Source organism: Caldanaerobacter sp., from assembly GCF_049701115.1.
In the GTDB taxonomy this organism is placed as follows: domain Bacteria; phylum Bacillota; class Thermoanaerobacteria; order Thermoanaerobacterales; family Thermoanaerobacteraceae; genus Thermoanaerobacter.
Map to the genome: position 1 here is coordinate 173,280 of NZ_JBNATX010000001.1, position 15,841 is coordinate 189,120.

Consider the following 15,841-nt stretch of genomic DNA (forward strand, 5'->3'; position numbering starts at 1 on the left):
AAAAGCTAAAACTAAGCTCCTATTTCTTAGTTTTAGGATTAAAGATCAAAGCAAAAATGTATCCAAAAAATACAGCTGCAGCGATTCCTCCCGCCGTAGCTGTAAGGCCACCAGTAAAAGCCCCAATTAATCCATCCTTTTCCACTGCTTTAATAACACCTTGAGCAAGAGAATTGCCAAAACCCATAAGTGGAATGGTAGCTCCTGCTCCTCCTATGTCAATCAATTTTTTATAGACTCCTATCCCTCCGAGAATAGCTCCAAGTGTAACATATGTTACAAGTATCCTCGCAGGAGTCAATTTTGTCTTATCTATCAAAATCTGTGCGATGGCACAAATTAAACCGCCCATCAAAAAAGCTCTAATATAATCCATAAAATACCTCCTAAGAAAGTGTTGTAGATATTGTTATTGCATGGGCAATCCCCGGAATAGATTCACCCTGATAGGTACTGGTAGGAGATAATAATGCTCCTGTAGCCATAAAAAGCACCCTTTTATATACGCCATTTTTTATCTGAGAGATCAACCATCCATTTAATACAACGGCCGAACAGGCTGCTCCACTTCCTCCTGAGTGAACATCTTGTGATTCATAGAAAATTTCTATTCCACAGTCTTTATACTTATCAGAAATATCAAACCCTTCTTTATAAAGCAGTTCTAAAAGTATGTCTCTCCCTACCCTTCCTAGATCTCCCGTCATGATAAGGTCATAATCTTCAATTGTAAATCCTGTATCTTTAAAATGAGTTATTATGGTATCTGCTGCAGCGGGTGCCATCGCAGCCCCCATATTGTTTGGATCTTTCATTCCAAGGTCCACAACTTTTCCAGTGGTGGCATGAGTTATATAAGGTCCTTCACCGGTTGAAGCTAAAATGGTAGCTCCCGCACCTGTCACAGTCCACTGAGAAGTAAAAGGTCTTTGGATGCCTTGTTCTAATGGGTACCTGTATTGCCTTTCAGCAGTAGCAAAGTGACTGGAAGTAGCTGCTATGACGTAATCAGCATAACCCCCATCTATTAACATTGCTCCTAATGTCAGTCCTTCTGTCATTGTAGAGCAGGCGCCATAGAGCCCAAAATGAGGTACATTTAGCTGCCTTGCGGCAAAATTTGCGCTTATTATTTGGTTTAAAAGGTCTCCACCTAAGAGATAATCAATATCCGATATTTTTAAATTAACCTTTTTTAACGCTAAATTTACTGCATCTTGAAACATTTTTGATTCGGCTTTTTCCCAGCTTTTTTCCCCATAGGTATCATCCACTAATATCATGTCAAAATAATCCTTCAAGGGACCTTCTCCTTCTTTGGGCCCTACTATTGTCCCTCCTGCAATTATAGAGGGAGGATTTCTAAACTTTACCGTCTGAGCTCCTAGTTTTTTCTCTGCCATCTTCTTACCCCTTTACTTAATTATATAGTAAATTATTCCTATTAGTATTGAAGTGCTTACTCCATATACTATTACAGGGCCTGCAATAGTGAACATTCTCGCACCTACCCCAAATACAAAGCCCTCCTTCTTAAACTCCATGGCAGGTGATACTATGGAATTGGCAAATCCGGTTATAGGAACTATACTACCAGCCCCCGCAAATTTTCCAATGTCATCGTATATTCCTATCCCGGTTAAGAATGCTCCAATAAAAACCATCGTTATAGCTACCAATGTATTTGCATCTTCCATAGAAAATCCTTTTGAAAGATAAAAATTCAAGAAAAATTGGCCTATGTCGCTTATCAATCCTCCTACTACAAAGGCCATAATCACGTTTTTTAAAAGGGTCGGTTTAGGTTCATACTTTTGTGCAATATTTTTATACTCCTGTTCTTTCTTTACATCTCTCTCCATCCTTTTTCTCCTTTCTGCTAAAAACCCCTGTACAATTTTTAACAACTTACATGCGAACATGAAATGCGGCTTATCTATCGTTTATTTTTATCTTATTAACAGGGAAAGAGCACTGTAAAAAATACTTTTAGTTTGTTGACAAACTTCTTCTTATTTAGTGGCATTTTGTGTTAATGCTTGTAAGTCGCATTTACACACAAAATGCCACTTCTTTATTTTGTCAGCAGGCTGAGAGGTGCTCTAAAATTAATCTAATTGGCCATCCGCTCTGTAAGCTATTTGTATATTGGCCTTATATTCTACTATCTTGCCATTTTTCACATTTGCCGTCTGATTTACAACTTCTATTCCTGAAATATTTGGAACACTTTTAGAAGCTTCTTCTACAGCTTTGTGAATAGCGTCCTCCCAGCTTATTGTAGAATCCCCCACTACATTCAAAACTTTTACAACCGCCATACTACTTCCTCCTTCATAGACTAAATTTGCACTATCAGGAATTTTCTTAGGAACATTTTTTAGATAAAAAATAGCTACAATTAGAAGTAGCACTACAACTGCAATCAATAATTTTCTCATATCACTTCACCAACCATTATTAGTATGTGAGGAAGATAATCAATTAATGCAGAAAAAGTGTAGCATTCATTCCAGATGCTACACTTTTTCCAATTCATTCCTTATTTTTTCTAAGACTTTTTTTTCTATCCTTGAAACTTGAACCTGAGAAACCCCCAGGATACTTGCTACTTCCATTTGAGTCATATCCTTAAAATATCTTAAAAATATTACCTGTTTTTCCCTTGGCGTAAGCTTGTCTATTATCATGTGAAGAGTTAATTTTTCTTCCAAGTCTATGCTTTCTTCTTTATCGCCTAATATTTCAATGAGTTGCCTATCTTCCTCCTCATGACTTACGCTATCGTAAAGGGACTCTGCTACAAAAGCTGATTCAAAAGCCATTGCAATTTCTTCTGGACTGACATTGAGCCTTTCTGCTATCTCATTTATAGTGGGCTCTCTGTTTAGCTCACTGCTAAGCACTTCTTTTATGTAAAAAGCTTTCGAAGAGAGTTCTTTCAAGGACCTGCTTACTTTTATTAGCCCATCATCCCTTAAAAAACGCTTTATTTCTCCCATTATTATAGGAACAGCATATGTAGAAAACCTTACGTTATAAGATTCGTCAAACTTCTGCACTGCTTTTACAAAACCTATACATCCTATTTGATACAAATCCTCCAGTTCGTATCCCCTATTTGAAAACTTTTTTACAATACTCCAAATAAGTCCACTGTTTTCTAAAATCAATTTTTCAAGGCTTTCTTTATCGCCATTTTTAGCCTTTTTTATTAGTTCAAGATTTTCTTCCTCCTTCATTCTCTATGTCACCTCATCTGTTCCGTCCTATATATTTTGTCATTCTCACCAGCGTTCCTTTTCCCGGAGCAGACTCGACCTCTAATTCATCCATAAAAGTTTGCATTACAGTAAACCCCATGCCCGCCCTTTCTTCTTCTAATCTGGTTGTAAAAAGAGGTTCCATGGCTTTTTTTACATCTTCAATGCCTTTTCCTTCATCTATGACTTCTATTGTAATTTTGTTATTCAATATATAGGCCTTTATAGTTATAATTCCTATCTTATTTTCATAAGCATGAATTATACAATTTGTAACGGCTTCAGAAACTGCCGTCTTTATGTCGGCAATTTCCTCAATTGTTGGGTCTAACTGAGCGGCAAAAGCAGCTACTACAGTCCTTGCAAAAGATTCGTTTTGAGATTTGCTTAAAAATTTCAGTTCCATCATATTAGAATATTCCATCTTATTATCCCCCTTACATGTCTTTTATAGCTTCTTCAAGGCTATTATAGCACTTAATTATTCTCAATAACCCTGAAACTTCTATTAACTTTTTTAAATGCTGACCCGTGTTCGCTATTGCAACTTTTCCTCCATTATTTTTAACCTTTTTATATCTTCCAATTATAACTCCAATTCCTGAACTATCCATAAAAGTAAGGTTCTTTAAGTCAAAAATTATATTTTTACAATCTTTCTTTTCATACTCTTCATCAATAGTTTTTTTTACGCTTTCTGCTTGATGATGATCCAATTCACCATCGATTTTTACAATCAAAGTATAATCTTTTTTGGAAATTTTTACTCCCATTTACATCAGCCTCCCCTTATTATATTCGATATAAATTTAAAAAATCCTCCTTTTTTAGGATATTTTTCTAAAAATAAGTGAGCGGTATCAAATTCCGCTCACTTATTTTTAAGCCAGTAGTTTATTACTTTACTAAAATTCTCGAAAAGATTGGCTTTTTTGACCTCTTCGGCCGGGTAAATATCAAATTTTTTTATCACTTTTCCTTCAAGCAGAATCTTTACTATTCCGATAGAAGAACTTTTATTCACAGGAGCCTTTACATAGTCTTTAAGTTCGAGTTCTTTTTTAATATTTTTCCCCTCACCCTTTTTCACAACCACATATTCATCTTTTGGTGAAATGGCTTCTACCATGTCCTTTTTCCCTTTTAAAACTTTTATTTTCCCTAGGACTTCCCCTTTTGAGGCGACTTTTATAGATTCAAAATTTGCAAATCCATAATCCAAAAGCTTTGCAGTTTCGTTAAACCGGGTTTCTGAATCTGGTGCCCCAAATACCACAGCAATGAGTCTTGTATCTCCTCTTTTGGCAGTAGCCGCCATGCAGTACAGGGCTTCAGAAGTGGAGCCTGTCTTTATGCCATCTGCTCCTTTGTATCTCCATAGCAATTTATTTGTATTTATAAGGCTGAATTTCCCACCTCTTAAAGAGTCAATTTTATTAGTCAGGTAGTTAAAAATAGAGGGGTGTTTCACAAGTTCTCTTGAAATCATTGCTATATCGTATACTGTAGTCAGATGACCTTCTTCAGGTAAACCTGTAGCATTTTTAAAGGTTGTGTTCTTGGCGCCCAGCTCTTTTGCCCTTTTATTCATCATTTCTACAAAATTTTCCTCTGTACCGGCTATATACTCGGCTAAAGCCACAGAAGCATCATTAGCTGAATTCATTGCGATTGCTTTCATTAAATCATCTACTGTCATCTCTTCTCCTACTTCTAGATAAATCTGGGTACCTCCCATATCAAAGGCATGTTTACTAGTCACAACCTTATCTGTAACCTTAATCTTGCCGGAATCTATCGCTTCAATTGCTAAAAGGAGAGTCATTACCTTAGTAACGCTGGCAGGAGGTAAAGGTTTGTGAATGTCTTTTTCATATAAAATTTCTCCAGTTTCTGCCTCCATCAGTATTGCAGATTTTGCCTTTAAATTCAACCCATCTGCGTATGCAGTATTGATCAATAAGGATATTACAACAAGCGCTGTCACTAATAGTTTTTTTGACATAAAAAATTCACCCTCCTTTGCTGCTATTTATATTTTGCACAGGAGGGTAAATTTTATGCTTTTTAAGCTCTCGGATGAAATTTATTATAAACTTCTTTTATTTTTGAGCGAGATATAAAGGAAAATAGATTATTCCCAAAATCCGTCTCATAACCCAGCATTTCTTGTACAGTTTTTATATCCGCACCATTTTGAATCATATGCTGTGCAAAAGACCTTCTCAATATATTAGGAGTTAATGGTAACCCAGGGCTTATCTTGTCAGCATACTCTTTTATTATTTTCCAGCAACCCTGCCTTGTTAGCCTTTTACCTCTTAGATTGAGAAAAAGAGTACTTTCTTCTTTAGCAGGCTTCCTTCCTTTTTCAATATATTCCTTTAAAGCTTCAATTGCATGACTTCCTATTGGAATTACTCTCTCTTTCCTAGAATGTACAACCACATAGCCACTGGCTAGGTTTACATCCTCTATCTTTAACGATATAACCTCAGATACTTTAAGACCAGAAGCGTACATGAGTTCTATCAGGGCTTTATCTCTTAAACCTTTTTCATCCTTGCCGAAATCAAAAGACAAAAGCATATCTATTTGTTCCATAGTAAGAGTAATAGGGCTTCTTTTCTCCACTTTTGGAGCATTAATACCATATGAGGGATCTTCTTCAATTTTTTTCTTTGCAAACAAATAATGATAAAACGCCTTTATAGAAGAAAGAGCCCTGGATATAGTAGCCTGAGACTTACCCTGTTGTTTTAAATAATAGAGGTAATTCAAAATGGTAGATTTCTTAACAGAATAAAAGTTTATTTGCTGTTCCTTCATATAGGATAAAAACTGCTCTATATCACGAGAATAGGACTCAAGAGTATTATGAGATAGCCTTTTATTTCTATTCAAAAATTCCAGAAACTCCCCAACCACATTTTCAGCCATACCCTTTTTACCCCTACAATTTTCTAATTTTATGTATAAGTCCATTAATTATAAATATTCAACATAAATCGTCAATTTCCTTCTTTTTTACGACGAAAAAATAGGAAGAAATAGTACATGGGGAGTAACATAGGATTCTATTAAACAACCCAGCATTATAAAAAGAAAACCCGCATATACCGCAAAACTGTAAGAAATGAATTGTGAAATGAGCTCTTCGAAAAAAAATTTTTTGTTTTTAAGAAGGTATAAAGAAAAATTGATTGCTGTTACAGAAGTAAAAAGTATTCCTAAAAGTATGAAAATATTCTGAGGAAGCAACCCTAAAATAGTCAACAGTACTCCTTTAAGCTGCATCTCTTTTATCATTATTCCTATTGAGAATCCAAGAGTAAACCCTCTAACTCCAACAATAAGGAAGATAAAAGGAATTCCAACTATGGTAGCTCCCAAAATCCACAGCAAAAAAACTGTAACAAAATTATTTAAAAGGGACTGTTTGAAAATCTGGACAGGATTTAATTCTACGGACTTTGCAATCTGGTAGAACTTGTCTATATATTCTTTTATCTGTTCCCTCTGAACCTCGGTGATATTATTTACGGTAAAAGTTCCTACAACAATGCCAATCATCAGAGCAGTTAAAACCAGAATATATAGAGAAAAATTTCCTTTTACATGAGAAGAAAATCCTGCTTTTATAAATTTCAAGGCTATTGCCCCCTATTCAATCCTTGCTAATTTAAATTTATGAATTAAAAGGGGACAATATTCCTTTTTAGTTTTCCAAAAACACCTTTCCATATATTCCGCCTCCCCCTGAGGCAATAGATATTTCTCCATTTCTCGCTTTCAAAATATTAAGAGCAATTTTTTCCCCAACAGCTTTTTTCAATTCCTCATAAGGTGCTTCATGAAGCGCGTATATTTCGCTTCCAAAATAATCTACAAGTTTTTTAATAGTTTTTTTACCTATATTGGGAATAAATTCTAGTGGAATTTGATATATATAAGGGGGCCTAAAAAAAGGGTGCACTGTATCATGGTCTTTTATTTGCTCTATTCTGTCCTTCACTCCCATAACGATCTTATCACTACCACATTTCGGGCACCTTGTAACAGGGGGAGATTCTTTAGCAATATAGCCACATTCAAGACAAAAAGTTCTGTGATACTTTCCCAATTTCGGGTCTAATCCATAATTTTTTAAAATTCTTCTACCCCTCACTCTTTTTAAAGCTAACAAAATTTCCTCTAAATTTGGTTCTTCCACCTCTAAGACATTAAACTCTCTCGCAATTTTCCCTAAAGAATGCGCATCAGAATTAGAAAGAAAAGTTTTTGAAGAAAGCTCTGCTATTTGATCTGCCATATCTGAGTCGGCACTCAATCCCAGTTCTATTGCATCAATTTCATTGCAGAAGTTATTAAAGATTTTACTCAGCCTATCTGTAGAACTTCCATAATAGCTTTTAAAAGGAGTAAAAACGTGGGCAGGCACTGGTATTCCATTACAGCTTTTTATAACCTCAACCGCTTCTTTACTATTTAGGTTGACTCTTTGAGAACTTAAACTAACATTTTTCATATACTTACTTATTTTTTCAGAAAACAAGGAAATATCTTCTAAGGTCTTAAAATAGGCAATTAAATGGGGTGAACCCTTTTTTTCACCCCCAATTTCGATTTCACTTCCTAAAATCAGAGTCACTCTATCTTTATAGCGCATTCCACCGCCTTCAAGCGGAGATAAAATTCCTTCTTCCTGATATTTTTTTATCTCATATATGAGATGAGGAGATGCACAATCCACTACACCAACGATGTCTATACCTTTGAAAATGCTTTTTTCCAGGATGTTAAGAAGTGTCAAATCTCTTGAAGCAGATACTTTTATAAAAACTCCTCCCTCAGTACGCCCTACGTGAATGTGAAGGTCTGCATAAACCTTCATAACAAGCCTTCCTTCCCCAATTTCAAGTAATAAAGAACACCTATTACCGTCTTGGAATCTTTTATCATGTTTTTTAGAATCATTTGCCAAAGTTCCTCAGGAGAATACTCTACCACCTCTAAAAATTCATCTTCATCAGGATGAACTTTAACCTTTTTCAAGTCTTTTGCAAAGTAAAGATACATTTTTTCGTTTGAAAAGCCTGGAGTGGTATAAAAAGTCAGTAAATGCTTCAAATAACCTGCTTCATATCCCGTCTCTTCTGAGAGCTCTCTTTTTGCACACTCTTTTGGATCTTCTCCCTTCTCCAACTTGCCAGCAGGTATTTCTAATAGAATTTCTTCTGCGGGTTTTCTGTACTGTTTTACCAGAAGCAGTTTCCCTTCATTTGTAACTGCGACTATTGACACTCCACCGGGATGTTCGACTACCTCTCTTGTAGTTACTTTACCATTAGGTAGTTTTACTTCATCAACTCTCAAATTTATGATTTTTCCTTCAAATATCCTTTTACTGCTTACTGTTTCCTCTTTTACATCCATCATTTATATCTTCCTTTCTATGTATAAATTTTACTCTAAATACATATTATAAAAATGAGGTGAGGAAAATGCTAGTGTTTCTATATGTAGGAAAATTTTCAACTCTTATATCCCTTTTAAATAAGCTCGCAAAACAAAAATTAACCTTAAAAGATCTATTAAATTCCTAATAGTTCAGTAGCTACATAAATAGAAGCTGCACCACAAGCATTAAAAAACTCTTTTTCTTCCTCGTAGCCTCTTCCCATAGTAGTCACATCAAAGTCCATTTCTCGCAAACAATCACCGGTTAACTCTGAATCTATAAAGCGTACATCAAACCTTGAAAAAACTGGATTTGAAGCTATCTGATTCCTTACCAGTCTTTCCTTTTCTTCTTCCATGTTGGGAAAAGTTATGACAGAGGAAGAATAGCAGAGTTCTAAAACAGTTATGGTATGATGGCTTATCCCTTGATGCCTTCCTCTCGCATCTTTAAAACTTATCCTTGGAATAAGGACAGGCTTCCCTCCCATTTTATTGACAGCATCTATTATGTAAGCCTGCTCAACGCCCGAAAAACCATACTTTGTACCCGTTCCCACTATTCCTGGCCCCATAGAAACTATTGCCACATCTGACTTCAAAATTTCCTTAGAAGCTATAAGAGCGGTGTAGATATTGACACACTCATAGTCTCCGCCAAAGGCATGGCCAATAGTTATTGTAGCATCAAGAACTCCCATGCCTTTAAGTTTATACACTGTATTGCTAATAGGAAGAGGTAATGCTCCTCCATCCGTCATTATATAAGTAATCTTAATGTCTGGCAGAAGTTTTTTTAACACCAGTGCCGAGGGAGTTACCATGCTGTGAAGTTCTCCTATTATTACAGGAAACCCGTTTAAATTCTTAAATTTATCAAACTCTTGGTGATATGGACTTGTTTCTTCTTCCATGGTCAGCAAATTCACCTGAAGAGGAGTATACCTTAGTTTCATTATATGACCTTTCCCAATGTTATCAAACTTATTATATTTCAAATTTGCGATAATAAAGTCATACCCACCCGTCCCTAAATTCAAAAGTCTAGCAGTCCTGTTAACATACACTAGATCTCCCTCTTCAACCTCTCCCGTTATTTCATTGTAATTTATAGCTGCAGCCTTTTCACCTTCAGCCTCTATTTCTACTATAGAAATTTTGCCTCTTTTCGAAATTATTTTGCTTATTTGCCCAAGGTATATACTTATCATTCCTCTTCTCCTCTTCTCCCCAGCATATCTAAATAATTTAAAAATTTGTTTTTCTCGATTAAAGCCGTCAAAGAATATCTCTCGGTAAAAAGATGAAACATTATAAGAAGAAGCAGTATAGCCAGTTTGCCATAAAAATCAAACAGTAAAATCGATGAAATACCTAAAGCCATGCCCAAGACATTGGAACCTGTATCTCCCATCATGACACGGGCCTTCAAATCTTCTGGCATATACACAAGGACAATCACGAAAAGGATAAATAAGAACTCAGGCTTTCCCCTGCCAACCAATAAAAATAAGACAGAAAGCAACAAAAAAACTTTAGCACATCTTCCAGGCCTCAAATCAAAAAGATTCAAAAGATTGGTAAAAAGCGCTATTATAAGTGAATCTATCACCAATTCAATCAAACCAATCCCTGCAATTTCACAACTGACAAAGGCAGCAATCAAAAGCCCTCCCAAAGCCTTAAGACTTCCAGTAGTGGGTTTCATCTTCAAAAGACTTGAAAGATGGCCTTTTAAGCCCTTTACCTTAGTATCACCTATAATGTCGTCTATAAAACCTAAAAATGAAATAAGCGAAAAAGCAACTAAGATAATTTCTTGGTACTCTACCGTGTAACCTAAAAAATTAATCAAGAAAATCGAGGTTAAAAAACTGGGAACGAAAACTATACCTCCACAGACCGGAATTATTTTTTTCCTGTAGTTTTCCCTTAAACAATAGGGGTGCTTAAAAATCTCCGTAAGAAATTTCTTTACAATAACCGTTACAACAAAGGGCACTAACAAATAAATAAGCCATTTCACTTCTTCCACCTGCTTTTAAAAAATTTATATGTCAATACCTTTAATATATCTAAAAACTGCCTCCCCCTATGCAGAAACCCCTTTAAATCCCTGCTTGTAAAGGAATGAGTCATATTGACTTCTACTTCTTTTACCCGATAACCTTTTTGCAAAATATCTATGGTCATCCCTACTTCTATTCCAAAACCACTATAGAAAGTATCTAAGCTTTCTAAAACCTCCCTTTTAAAAGCCCTTTGTCCAGAGAGGACAGACTCAAGTTCCTTTCCTGTAAAATATTTTACCCCTTTTCTTGCCAATCTCTTTACAATGCCAAATCCCCCTTTTACTGGGGCTTTTGGAAATTTTGCAATAACTACATCAGCTTCATTTAAAATTATAGGGCTTATCAATTTTTCGACTTCCTTTGAAGAAAGCCCCACATCTGCATCAAGAAATACTATAATATTATTTTTTGCATATTTGAGACCTTCTTTCAAAGCCGCTGCCTTCCCCATGTTTTTTTTCATGTTCACCAATTTTGCGCCCGCTTTTTTCGCTCTCTCGGCTGTTTGATCTGTAGAACCATCATTTATTACGATTATCTCTTCTACTTGTTCTACAGCCTCCAAGCCCCTTATCGTATCAATTATCCTATCTTGTTCGTTATAAGCTGGTATCAACACACTCACTTTTTCATCCATCTGTAATCTCACCTTTTCTGAGTTATGTTGGAAGGAGCATTTCCAAAAGAATCTGGCATGAGGCTCATGGCTCCTTGTTTAATGCCATAATTGCCTTCTTTTCCTTCCATCACCATTATAAGAGCAGTTTGTCCTATTATGCTATCTACATCGTCTACTGTAGAGATATGCTGTTTTTTGTACACATCGATGTAAGAATACTTAGCATCGCTTTGTTCAACCCCAACTATAGGAATATTCAAAAGCTTGACTTCTTTTATGATAGGAACATCTATAGTATTTGCGTTGTTGTCCTTATTGTTACTACCTCCGGCTATAATTACAAAATCTACATTTCCAGGCACTCCTGTAAAATCTATATAGCCATTTGACTTTAAATAATTTATGAGATCCACATCTTCTCCTGTGACAATGGCATGAGATAATTTCTGAGCTACAAATTCATTCAACCTTTTTAAGTCAACCGAAACCCCATATTTTGAAGATAGAAAACTCGTTAAATTTTCTACCTGTATGTCACTTCCTGAATCAAAACTTTCTTTTATTATGGTTATAGATTGAATTGTGGCTCCCGCCTTTAAAAGTGCATTTCTCATGCCAGAAAATATAAACTCATTAGTCGTCTCAATTATGGCTACCTTCACACCAGCGAGTCTATTGGCTATAAGTTCAGGAAAGATTATTTGATGATACTGATTATAATAATTTATCTCTTTATTTAGGTCTTGTATGGTATTTTTCAAATTGGCATTTTCAGCCTGTAAATCTTTAAATTTTTGTTCCAGCTCGTTTATTATGGCAGTTTGCTGCTCAGAAAAAATTTTTTGCCCATCTAGCATAAACCCAATAAAAATTCCTACCCCTAATGCTACAAATATAGAGGCAATTGTGAGAACATAGTACTTTATGTTTATATTCATAGAAAATCATCTCCCTAAAAACCAATTAAAAGCCTAATCCTTAATTGCAGGAGTCTAAGAAGCTGCTGCATTGGAGGTGAAAAGTAAGCTAGCACTCCCAATGGAACTAATGCTGCAATTATTATGCTAAAAATATATGAAAGTTTAAAATTTTCCCTATAGAGTTTGTTAACCCCTTTGGCATCGATCAGTTTTTCCCCTACTTTTAATCGAACTAAAAATGTGCTTGCCATCCCTTTTCTTCCTTTTTCTAAAAAATCGATCATACTAGAATGAGTCCCTACAGCTACAATAAGGTCCGCTCCTTTTTCAAAAGCTAAAAGCATTGCTATGTCTTCGCTGGTACCTGGTGCTTTAAAAACTTCTGCATTAAGCCCCAATTTCTGCACCCTTTCAAGCCCTGGCGCCCTTCCATCCGGATAAGCGTGCACTATGATCTCTTTTGCTTTTTTTAAAGCTTCATCACTAACACTGTCCATGTCTCCTATCACTATGTCAGGAACTAACCCGAATTCTAAAAGAGCGTCCGCTCCCCCGTCTACTCCTATTAGAATCGGTTTTACGTCAGTTATATACTGTTTTATAGTAAAAAGGTCCTCCTTGTAGTCCTTCCCGCGCACCACTACAAGAGCATGTCTTCCTTTAAAGCGGACCTTTGTAGGAGGAAGTTCAACTCCCCCTAGAATGAAATACTTTTCTTTCTTGGCGTATTCTAAGGTGTTTTCAATAAATTTATCCAGCTCTTCTCCTATATTTTCTCTGCTCTCTTGAAGTTTGTATTCGACTACTTCTTTGGTAAGTAACTTCCCTCTTTTTAACAAAATCCCATCTTTGTATATCTCATTATCTACTATAGTAATTTTATCATTTTCCTTAAGTAAGTCGAATATATCTTTCCCTACATCATCTATTATCGGAATTCCCGCCTCACACAGAATATAAGGTCCCATATTGGGGTACCTTCCGCTTATGGACCTATCTGCGTTTATCACGGCCAGTACCTTTTTTTCAACAAGAGATTCAGCAGCCACCTCATCCAAATCTCTATGGTCTATCACTGCTATATCGCCCGGCTTCAATCTTTTTACCAGGTTTTTAGTTCTTTTATCCAATTTTACAAATCCTGTTATTTCCATAAAAGCTCACCCACCAACTTTCGCTTCCCTGTCTATTATAACACAAAAAAAATTTACATAAAATAAACAAAAAATAAAAAGCAGGAAATAGAAAATCATCCTGCTTTCATTCCTAACCTCAGTTTGTCAGCAATAAGCGCGATGAACTCTGAGTTGGTAGGTTTCCCTTTTTCATCGTTTATTGTATATCCGAAAAGTTCATTCAGTACCTCCGTCCTTCCCCTGCTCCACGCCACTTCTATCGCATGTCTTATGGCTCTTTCTACTCTGCTGGGTGTAGTGTTATACTTTTCAGCTATTTTGGGGTATAGCATTTTTGTCACGGAATTCAAGTAATCCATATTGCTTATAACAAGAGAAATTGCATCCCGTAGATACATATACCCTTTTATATGAGCTGGTACTCCGACTTCATGGATTATCTCTGTAATCATAGCTTCTAAATCGTAGTCCTTTTTTGCCTTTACAACAGGAAAAACTGTTCTTGATACGATGTCTAAATCGGGTTCCATTAGCTCTGTAATTCTTTTTGAAAGCATTGCAAGGTCAAAAGGCTTGAGCACGTAATAATCTGCACCTAATGCTATGGCCCTTTGTGTAATTTTTTCCTGTCCTACTGCAGACAGAATGAGAATTTTGGGCTTTTTAAGCTGTTCTTCATTTATTCTTTCCAGCACACCTATCCCATCTAAATAGGGCATTATGATGTCTAGAATCAAAAGGTCCAGCGATTGATTTTTTATGATTTCGATAGCTTGATTGCCATCATTGGCAACACCTACTACTTCGAAATTCTGCTGAGCCGACAAATACTCAGCTAAAATGTTAGCAAACTCTTTATTGTCGTCTGCAATGGCTATTCTAATCTTCTTAATCAATTACTCTTACCTCCCGTTGCTAATATTAGTATATAATATTTATTCTACATAATAGTTGAATTTCCTCCTTTTTGGTAAAAAATTTATTCATTTGTGAAAACCTGCTTATCATCAAGCAGACTGTTAACTTCGTTTACCATCCATTCTGCATAAACAGCATATCCTTTTGAAGGGTCGTTTACAAAAACGTGGGTTATGGCTCCTACAAGTTTCCCATCTTGAATTATAGGGCTTCCACTCATGCCTTGAATAATTCCGCCAGTTTTTTCTAAAAGCCTTCTGTCAGTGATTTTCACTATCATCCCCTTGGGAGTCGGAGATTCTTGATAAGCTTTTTTTACGATCTCTACATCAAACTCCTGTACTCCTTTATTGTCAATGGTAGCAAGTATCTTAGCGGGTCCTTCTTTTATCTGACTTTGATATGCTATAGGAACCTCTCCGTAAAATCCATTTTCGAAATCTCTGTATATATATCCGTATATTCCAAATGGAGTATTTTTTAGAATATTTCCTATGGCATCTACTTCCTCAAAAAACACCCCCTTCAATTCGCCAGGTTTGCTTCTACGCCCTTGGTCTATAGATGTTATTCGAGTGTTCATTATTTCTCCATTCTCTACAGATAAGACATGACCTGTATCGATATCTGTTATAGCGTGTCCCAGCGCAGCATATACCTTTTTAGAAGGATAATAAAATGTTAAGGTACCAATACCTGCAGTGTGGTCCCTCACCCAAAGCCCAATTCTGTACTGTTTGTCTTCTTTAGATTTTACAGGATGAATCACAGCATAAACTATTGAATTTTTTCTATTAATTTTAAGCTTTAGTGGGTCTCCCTTTAACTTATTAGCAATTTCTGTTATGTCTTCTGCCTGCTTTATCTCAAGCCCATTGACTTCTAAAATTATGTCTCCAATCTGAATTCTCCCTTCTTTATAAGGGCTGTAGATTTTCCCATCTTCTCCTATTATATCTGAATATCCTACTACTAGGGCTCCCTTTGTATTAAGCTTTACTCCTATTGCCTGCCCTCCAGGCACTACTTTTATGGTGGGCACTACATCCACACTTATGTGCTTTAAAGGAAAGAGTCCAAAAAGCTTTAAGTTTAAACTTGCTGTGCCCGTAGTCACTGCTTCGATGGTAGTCGCATCTTTTTCACTTATTTTTAAAGGTCCCTCTTTGTCCGTTTCAAAGGTAACTTTAAAAGGGAATGGAAAACTATAGTTTAACTTTTCGCCTTGGAAAATTTTGAAATTAGAAGGTATCTTTGTTATTTCTTGAATAGGAGCAGAATAATTTACAAATACTAAAATAAAGCTTAGCAAAGAAAATAAAACTAATTTAGTTAGCTTGTTGTTCATCATCTCACTTCCTTTTTCAAAACTTAAGCTGAGTCTAAATTTAAATTAACCTTTTTAAAGCGCTTATATACTGTAAATAAATTATTGGAATAGTAAAAGGAAGCG

19 protein-coding genes are annotated in these 15,841 nt (G+C 35.8%); all 19 read right to left on the reverse strand.

The window, feature by feature from the left end; all coding sequences use genetic code 11:
• Positions 1 to 19: 19 nt before the first annotated feature.
• Positions 20 to 376: a stage V sporulation protein AE gene (spoVAE, locus tag ACPLVE_RS00975; RefSeq protein ID WP_424609011.1), complete on the reverse strand. Its 357-nt coding sequence runs from the start codon at positions 374 to 376 to the stop codon at positions 20 to 22.
• Between the two features lie 10 nt (positions 377 to 386).
• Positions 387 to 1,403: a stage V sporulation protein AD gene (gene spoVAD / locus ACPLVE_RS00980; RefSeq protein WP_424609013.1), complete on the reverse strand. Its 1,017-nt coding sequence runs from the start codon at positions 1,401 to 1,403 to the stop codon at positions 387 to 389.
• Between the two features lie 12 nt (positions 1,404 to 1,415).
• On the reverse strand, positions 1,416 to 1,862 hold the full coding sequence (gene spoVAC / locus ACPLVE_RS00985) for a stage V sporulation protein AC (protein ID WP_424609015.1): 447 nt from the start codon (positions 1,860 to 1,862) through the stop codon (positions 1,416 to 1,418).
• Positions 1,863 to 2,108: 246 nt separating this feature from the next.
• The gene (locus ACPLVE_RS00990; protein ID WP_424609017.1) at positions 2,109 to 2,441 is read right to left on the reverse strand and encodes a dodecin family protein; all 333 of its coding nucleotides are present in this window, start codon (positions 2,439 to 2,441) and stop codon (positions 2,109 to 2,111) included.
• 78 nt (positions 2,442 to 2,519) lie between these two features.
• On the reverse strand, positions 2,520 to 3,242 hold the full coding sequence (gene sigF, locus ACPLVE_RS00995; RefSeq protein ID WP_424609019.1) for an RNA polymerase sporulation sigma factor SigF: 723 nt from the start codon (positions 3,240 to 3,242) through the stop codon (positions 2,520 to 2,522).
• A 13-nt stretch (positions 3,243 to 3,255) separates the two neighbouring features.
• Positions 3,256 to 3,687, reverse strand: coding sequence for an anti-sigma F factor (gene spoIIAB, locus ACPLVE_RS01000; RefSeq protein ID WP_424609021.1), 432 nt, complete (start codon positions 3,685 to 3,687; stop codon positions 3,256 to 3,258).
• A 13-nt stretch (positions 3,688 to 3,700) separates the two neighbouring features.
• Entirely contained in the window at positions 3,701 to 4,036 is a 336-nt protein-coding gene (gene spoIIAA / locus ACPLVE_RS01005) for an anti-sigma F factor antagonist (RefSeq protein ID WP_424609022.1), read from the reverse strand.
• 98 nt (positions 4,037 to 4,134) lie between these two features.
• A complete protein-coding gene (locus tag ACPLVE_RS01010; protein ID WP_424609024.1) occupies positions 4,135 to 5,268 on the reverse strand; it encodes a D-alanyl-D-alanine carboxypeptidase family protein in 1,134 nt (377 codons plus the stop codon).
• Positions 5,269 to 5,330: 62 nt separating this feature from the next.
• The gene (locus ACPLVE_RS01015) at positions 5,331 to 6,203 is read right to left on the reverse strand and encodes a site-specific tyrosine recombinase (protein ID WP_424609026.1); all 873 of its coding nucleotides are present in this window, start codon (positions 6,201 to 6,203) and stop codon (positions 5,331 to 5,333) included.
• An 87-nt stretch (positions 6,204 to 6,290) separates the two neighbouring features.
• Positions 6,291 to 6,914: a stage II sporulation protein M gene (gene spoIIM / locus ACPLVE_RS01020; protein ID WP_424609028.1), complete on the reverse strand. Its 624-nt coding sequence runs from the start codon at positions 6,912 to 6,914 to the stop codon at positions 6,291 to 6,293.
• Between the two features lie 67 nt (positions 6,915 to 6,981).
• Entirely contained in the window at positions 6,982 to 8,157 is a 1,176-nt protein-coding gene (locus ACPLVE_RS01025) for an endonuclease Q family protein (RefSeq protein ID WP_424609030.1), read from the reverse strand.
• The gene (locus ACPLVE_RS01030; protein ID WP_424609031.1) at positions 8,154 to 8,699 is read right to left on the reverse strand and encodes an NUDIX hydrolase; all 546 of its coding nucleotides are present in this window, start codon (positions 8,697 to 8,699) and stop codon (positions 8,154 to 8,156) included. Before ACPLVE_RS01030 ends, ACPLVE_RS01025 begins: the two co-directional genes overlap by 4 nt.
• A gap of 158 nt (positions 8,700 to 8,857) precedes the next feature.
• Positions 8,858 to 9,934, reverse strand: coding sequence for a DUF3866 family protein (locus ACPLVE_RS01035; protein ID WP_424609032.1), 1,077 nt, complete (start codon positions 9,932 to 9,934; stop codon positions 8,858 to 8,860).
• The gene (locus ACPLVE_RS01040; RefSeq protein ID WP_424609034.1) at positions 9,931 to 10,749 is read right to left on the reverse strand and encodes a UDP-N-acetylmuramyl pentapeptide phosphotransferase; all 819 of its coding nucleotides are present in this window, start codon (positions 10,747 to 10,749) and stop codon (positions 9,931 to 9,933) included. Before ACPLVE_RS01040 ends, ACPLVE_RS01035 begins: the two co-directional genes overlap by 4 nt.
• Entirely contained in the window at positions 10,746 to 11,432 is a 687-nt protein-coding gene (locus ACPLVE_RS01045; RefSeq protein WP_424609035.1) for a glycosyltransferase family 2 protein, read from the reverse strand. Before ACPLVE_RS01045 ends, ACPLVE_RS01040 begins: the two co-directional genes overlap by 4 nt.
• Before the next feature lie 8 nt (positions 11,433 to 11,440).
• Positions 11,441 to 12,352, reverse strand: coding sequence for a copper transporter (locus ACPLVE_RS01050; protein ID WP_424609037.1), 912 nt, complete (start codon positions 12,350 to 12,352; stop codon positions 11,441 to 11,443).
• A gap of 14 nt (positions 12,353 to 12,366) precedes the next feature.
• Entirely contained in the window at positions 12,367 to 13,488 is a 1,122-nt protein-coding gene (gene steA, locus ACPLVE_RS01055) for a putative cytokinetic ring protein SteA (protein WP_424609039.1), read from the reverse strand.
• 95 nt (positions 13,489 to 13,583) lie between these two features.
• Positions 13,584 to 14,366 (reverse strand): sporulation transcription factor Spo0A, encoded by a 783-nt coding sequence (spo0A, locus tag ACPLVE_RS01060; RefSeq protein ID WP_424609041.1) that lies wholly within the window; start codon positions 14,364 to 14,366, stop codon positions 13,584 to 13,586.
• Between the two features lie 83 nt (positions 14,367 to 14,449).
• Entirely contained in the window at positions 14,450 to 15,736 is a 1,287-nt protein-coding gene (spoIVB, locus tag ACPLVE_RS01065; RefSeq protein WP_424609043.1) for a SpoIVB peptidase, read from the reverse strand.
• Positions 15,737 to 15,841 lie beyond the last annotated feature (105 nt).

What these genes read in the sequence shown, in the direction of transcription:
- spoVAE (WP_424609011.1), bottom strand. Translation starts at nt 376, where the DNA reads ATGGATTATATTAGAGCTTTTTTGATGGGCGGTTTAATTTGTGCCATC.
- spoVAD (WP_424609013.1), bottom strand. Translation starts at nt 1,403, where the DNA reads ATGGCAGAGAAAAAACTAGGAGCTCAGACGGTAAAGTTTAGAAATCCT.
- spoVAC (WP_424609015.1), bottom strand. Translation starts at nt 1,862, where the DNA reads ATGGAGAGAGATGTAAAGAAAGAACAGGAGTATAAAAATATTGCACAA.
- ACPLVE_RS00990 (WP_424609017.1), bottom strand. Translation starts at nt 2,441, where the DNA reads ATGAGAAAATTATTGATTGCAGTTGTAGTGCTACTTCTAATTGTAGCT.
- sigF (WP_424609019.1), bottom strand. Translation starts at nt 3,242, where the DNA reads ATGAAGGAGGAAGAAAATCTTGAACTAATAAAAAAGGCTAAAAATGGC.
- spoIIAB (WP_424609021.1), bottom strand. Translation starts at nt 3,687, where the DNA reads ATGGAATATTCTAATATGATGGAACTGAAATTTTTAAGCAAATCTCAA.
- spoIIAA (WP_424609022.1), bottom strand. Translation starts at nt 4,036, where the DNA reads ATGGGAGTAAAAATTTCCAAAAAAGATTATACTTTGATTGTAAAAATC.
- ACPLVE_RS01010 (WP_424609024.1), bottom strand. Translation starts at nt 5,268, where the DNA reads ATGTCAAAAAAACTATTAGTGACAGCGCTTGTTGTAATATCCTTATTG.
- ACPLVE_RS01015 (WP_424609026.1), bottom strand. Translation starts at nt 6,203, where the DNA reads ATGGCTGAAAATGTGGTTGGGGAGTTTCTGGAATTTTTGAATAGAAAT.
- ACPLVE_RS01025 (WP_424609030.1), bottom strand. Translation starts at nt 8,157, where the DNA reads ATGAAGGTTTATGCAGACCTTCACATTCACGTAGGGCGTACTGAGGGA.
- ACPLVE_RS01030 (WP_424609031.1), bottom strand. Translation starts at nt 8,699, where the DNA reads ATGGATGTAAAAGAGGAAACAGTAAGCAGTAAAAGGATATTTGAAGGA.
- ACPLVE_RS01035 (WP_424609032.1), bottom strand. Translation starts at nt 9,934, where the DNA reads ATGATAAGTATATACCTTGGGCAAATAAGCAAAATAATTTCGAAAAGA.
- ACPLVE_RS01045 (WP_424609035.1), bottom strand. Translation starts at nt 11,432, where the DNA reads ATGGATGAAAAAGTGAGTGTGTTGATACCAGCTTATAACGAACAAGAT.
- ACPLVE_RS01050 (WP_424609037.1), bottom strand. Translation starts at nt 12,352, where the DNA reads ATGAATATAAACATAAAGTACTATGTTCTCACAATTGCCTCTATATTT.
- steA (WP_424609039.1), bottom strand. Translation starts at nt 13,488, where the DNA reads ATGGAAATAACAGGATTTGTAAAATTGGATAAAAGAACTAAAAACCTG.
- spoIVB (WP_424609043.1), bottom strand. Translation starts at nt 15,736, where the DNA reads ATGAACAACAAGCTAACTAAATTAGTTTTATTTTCTTTGCTAAGCTTT.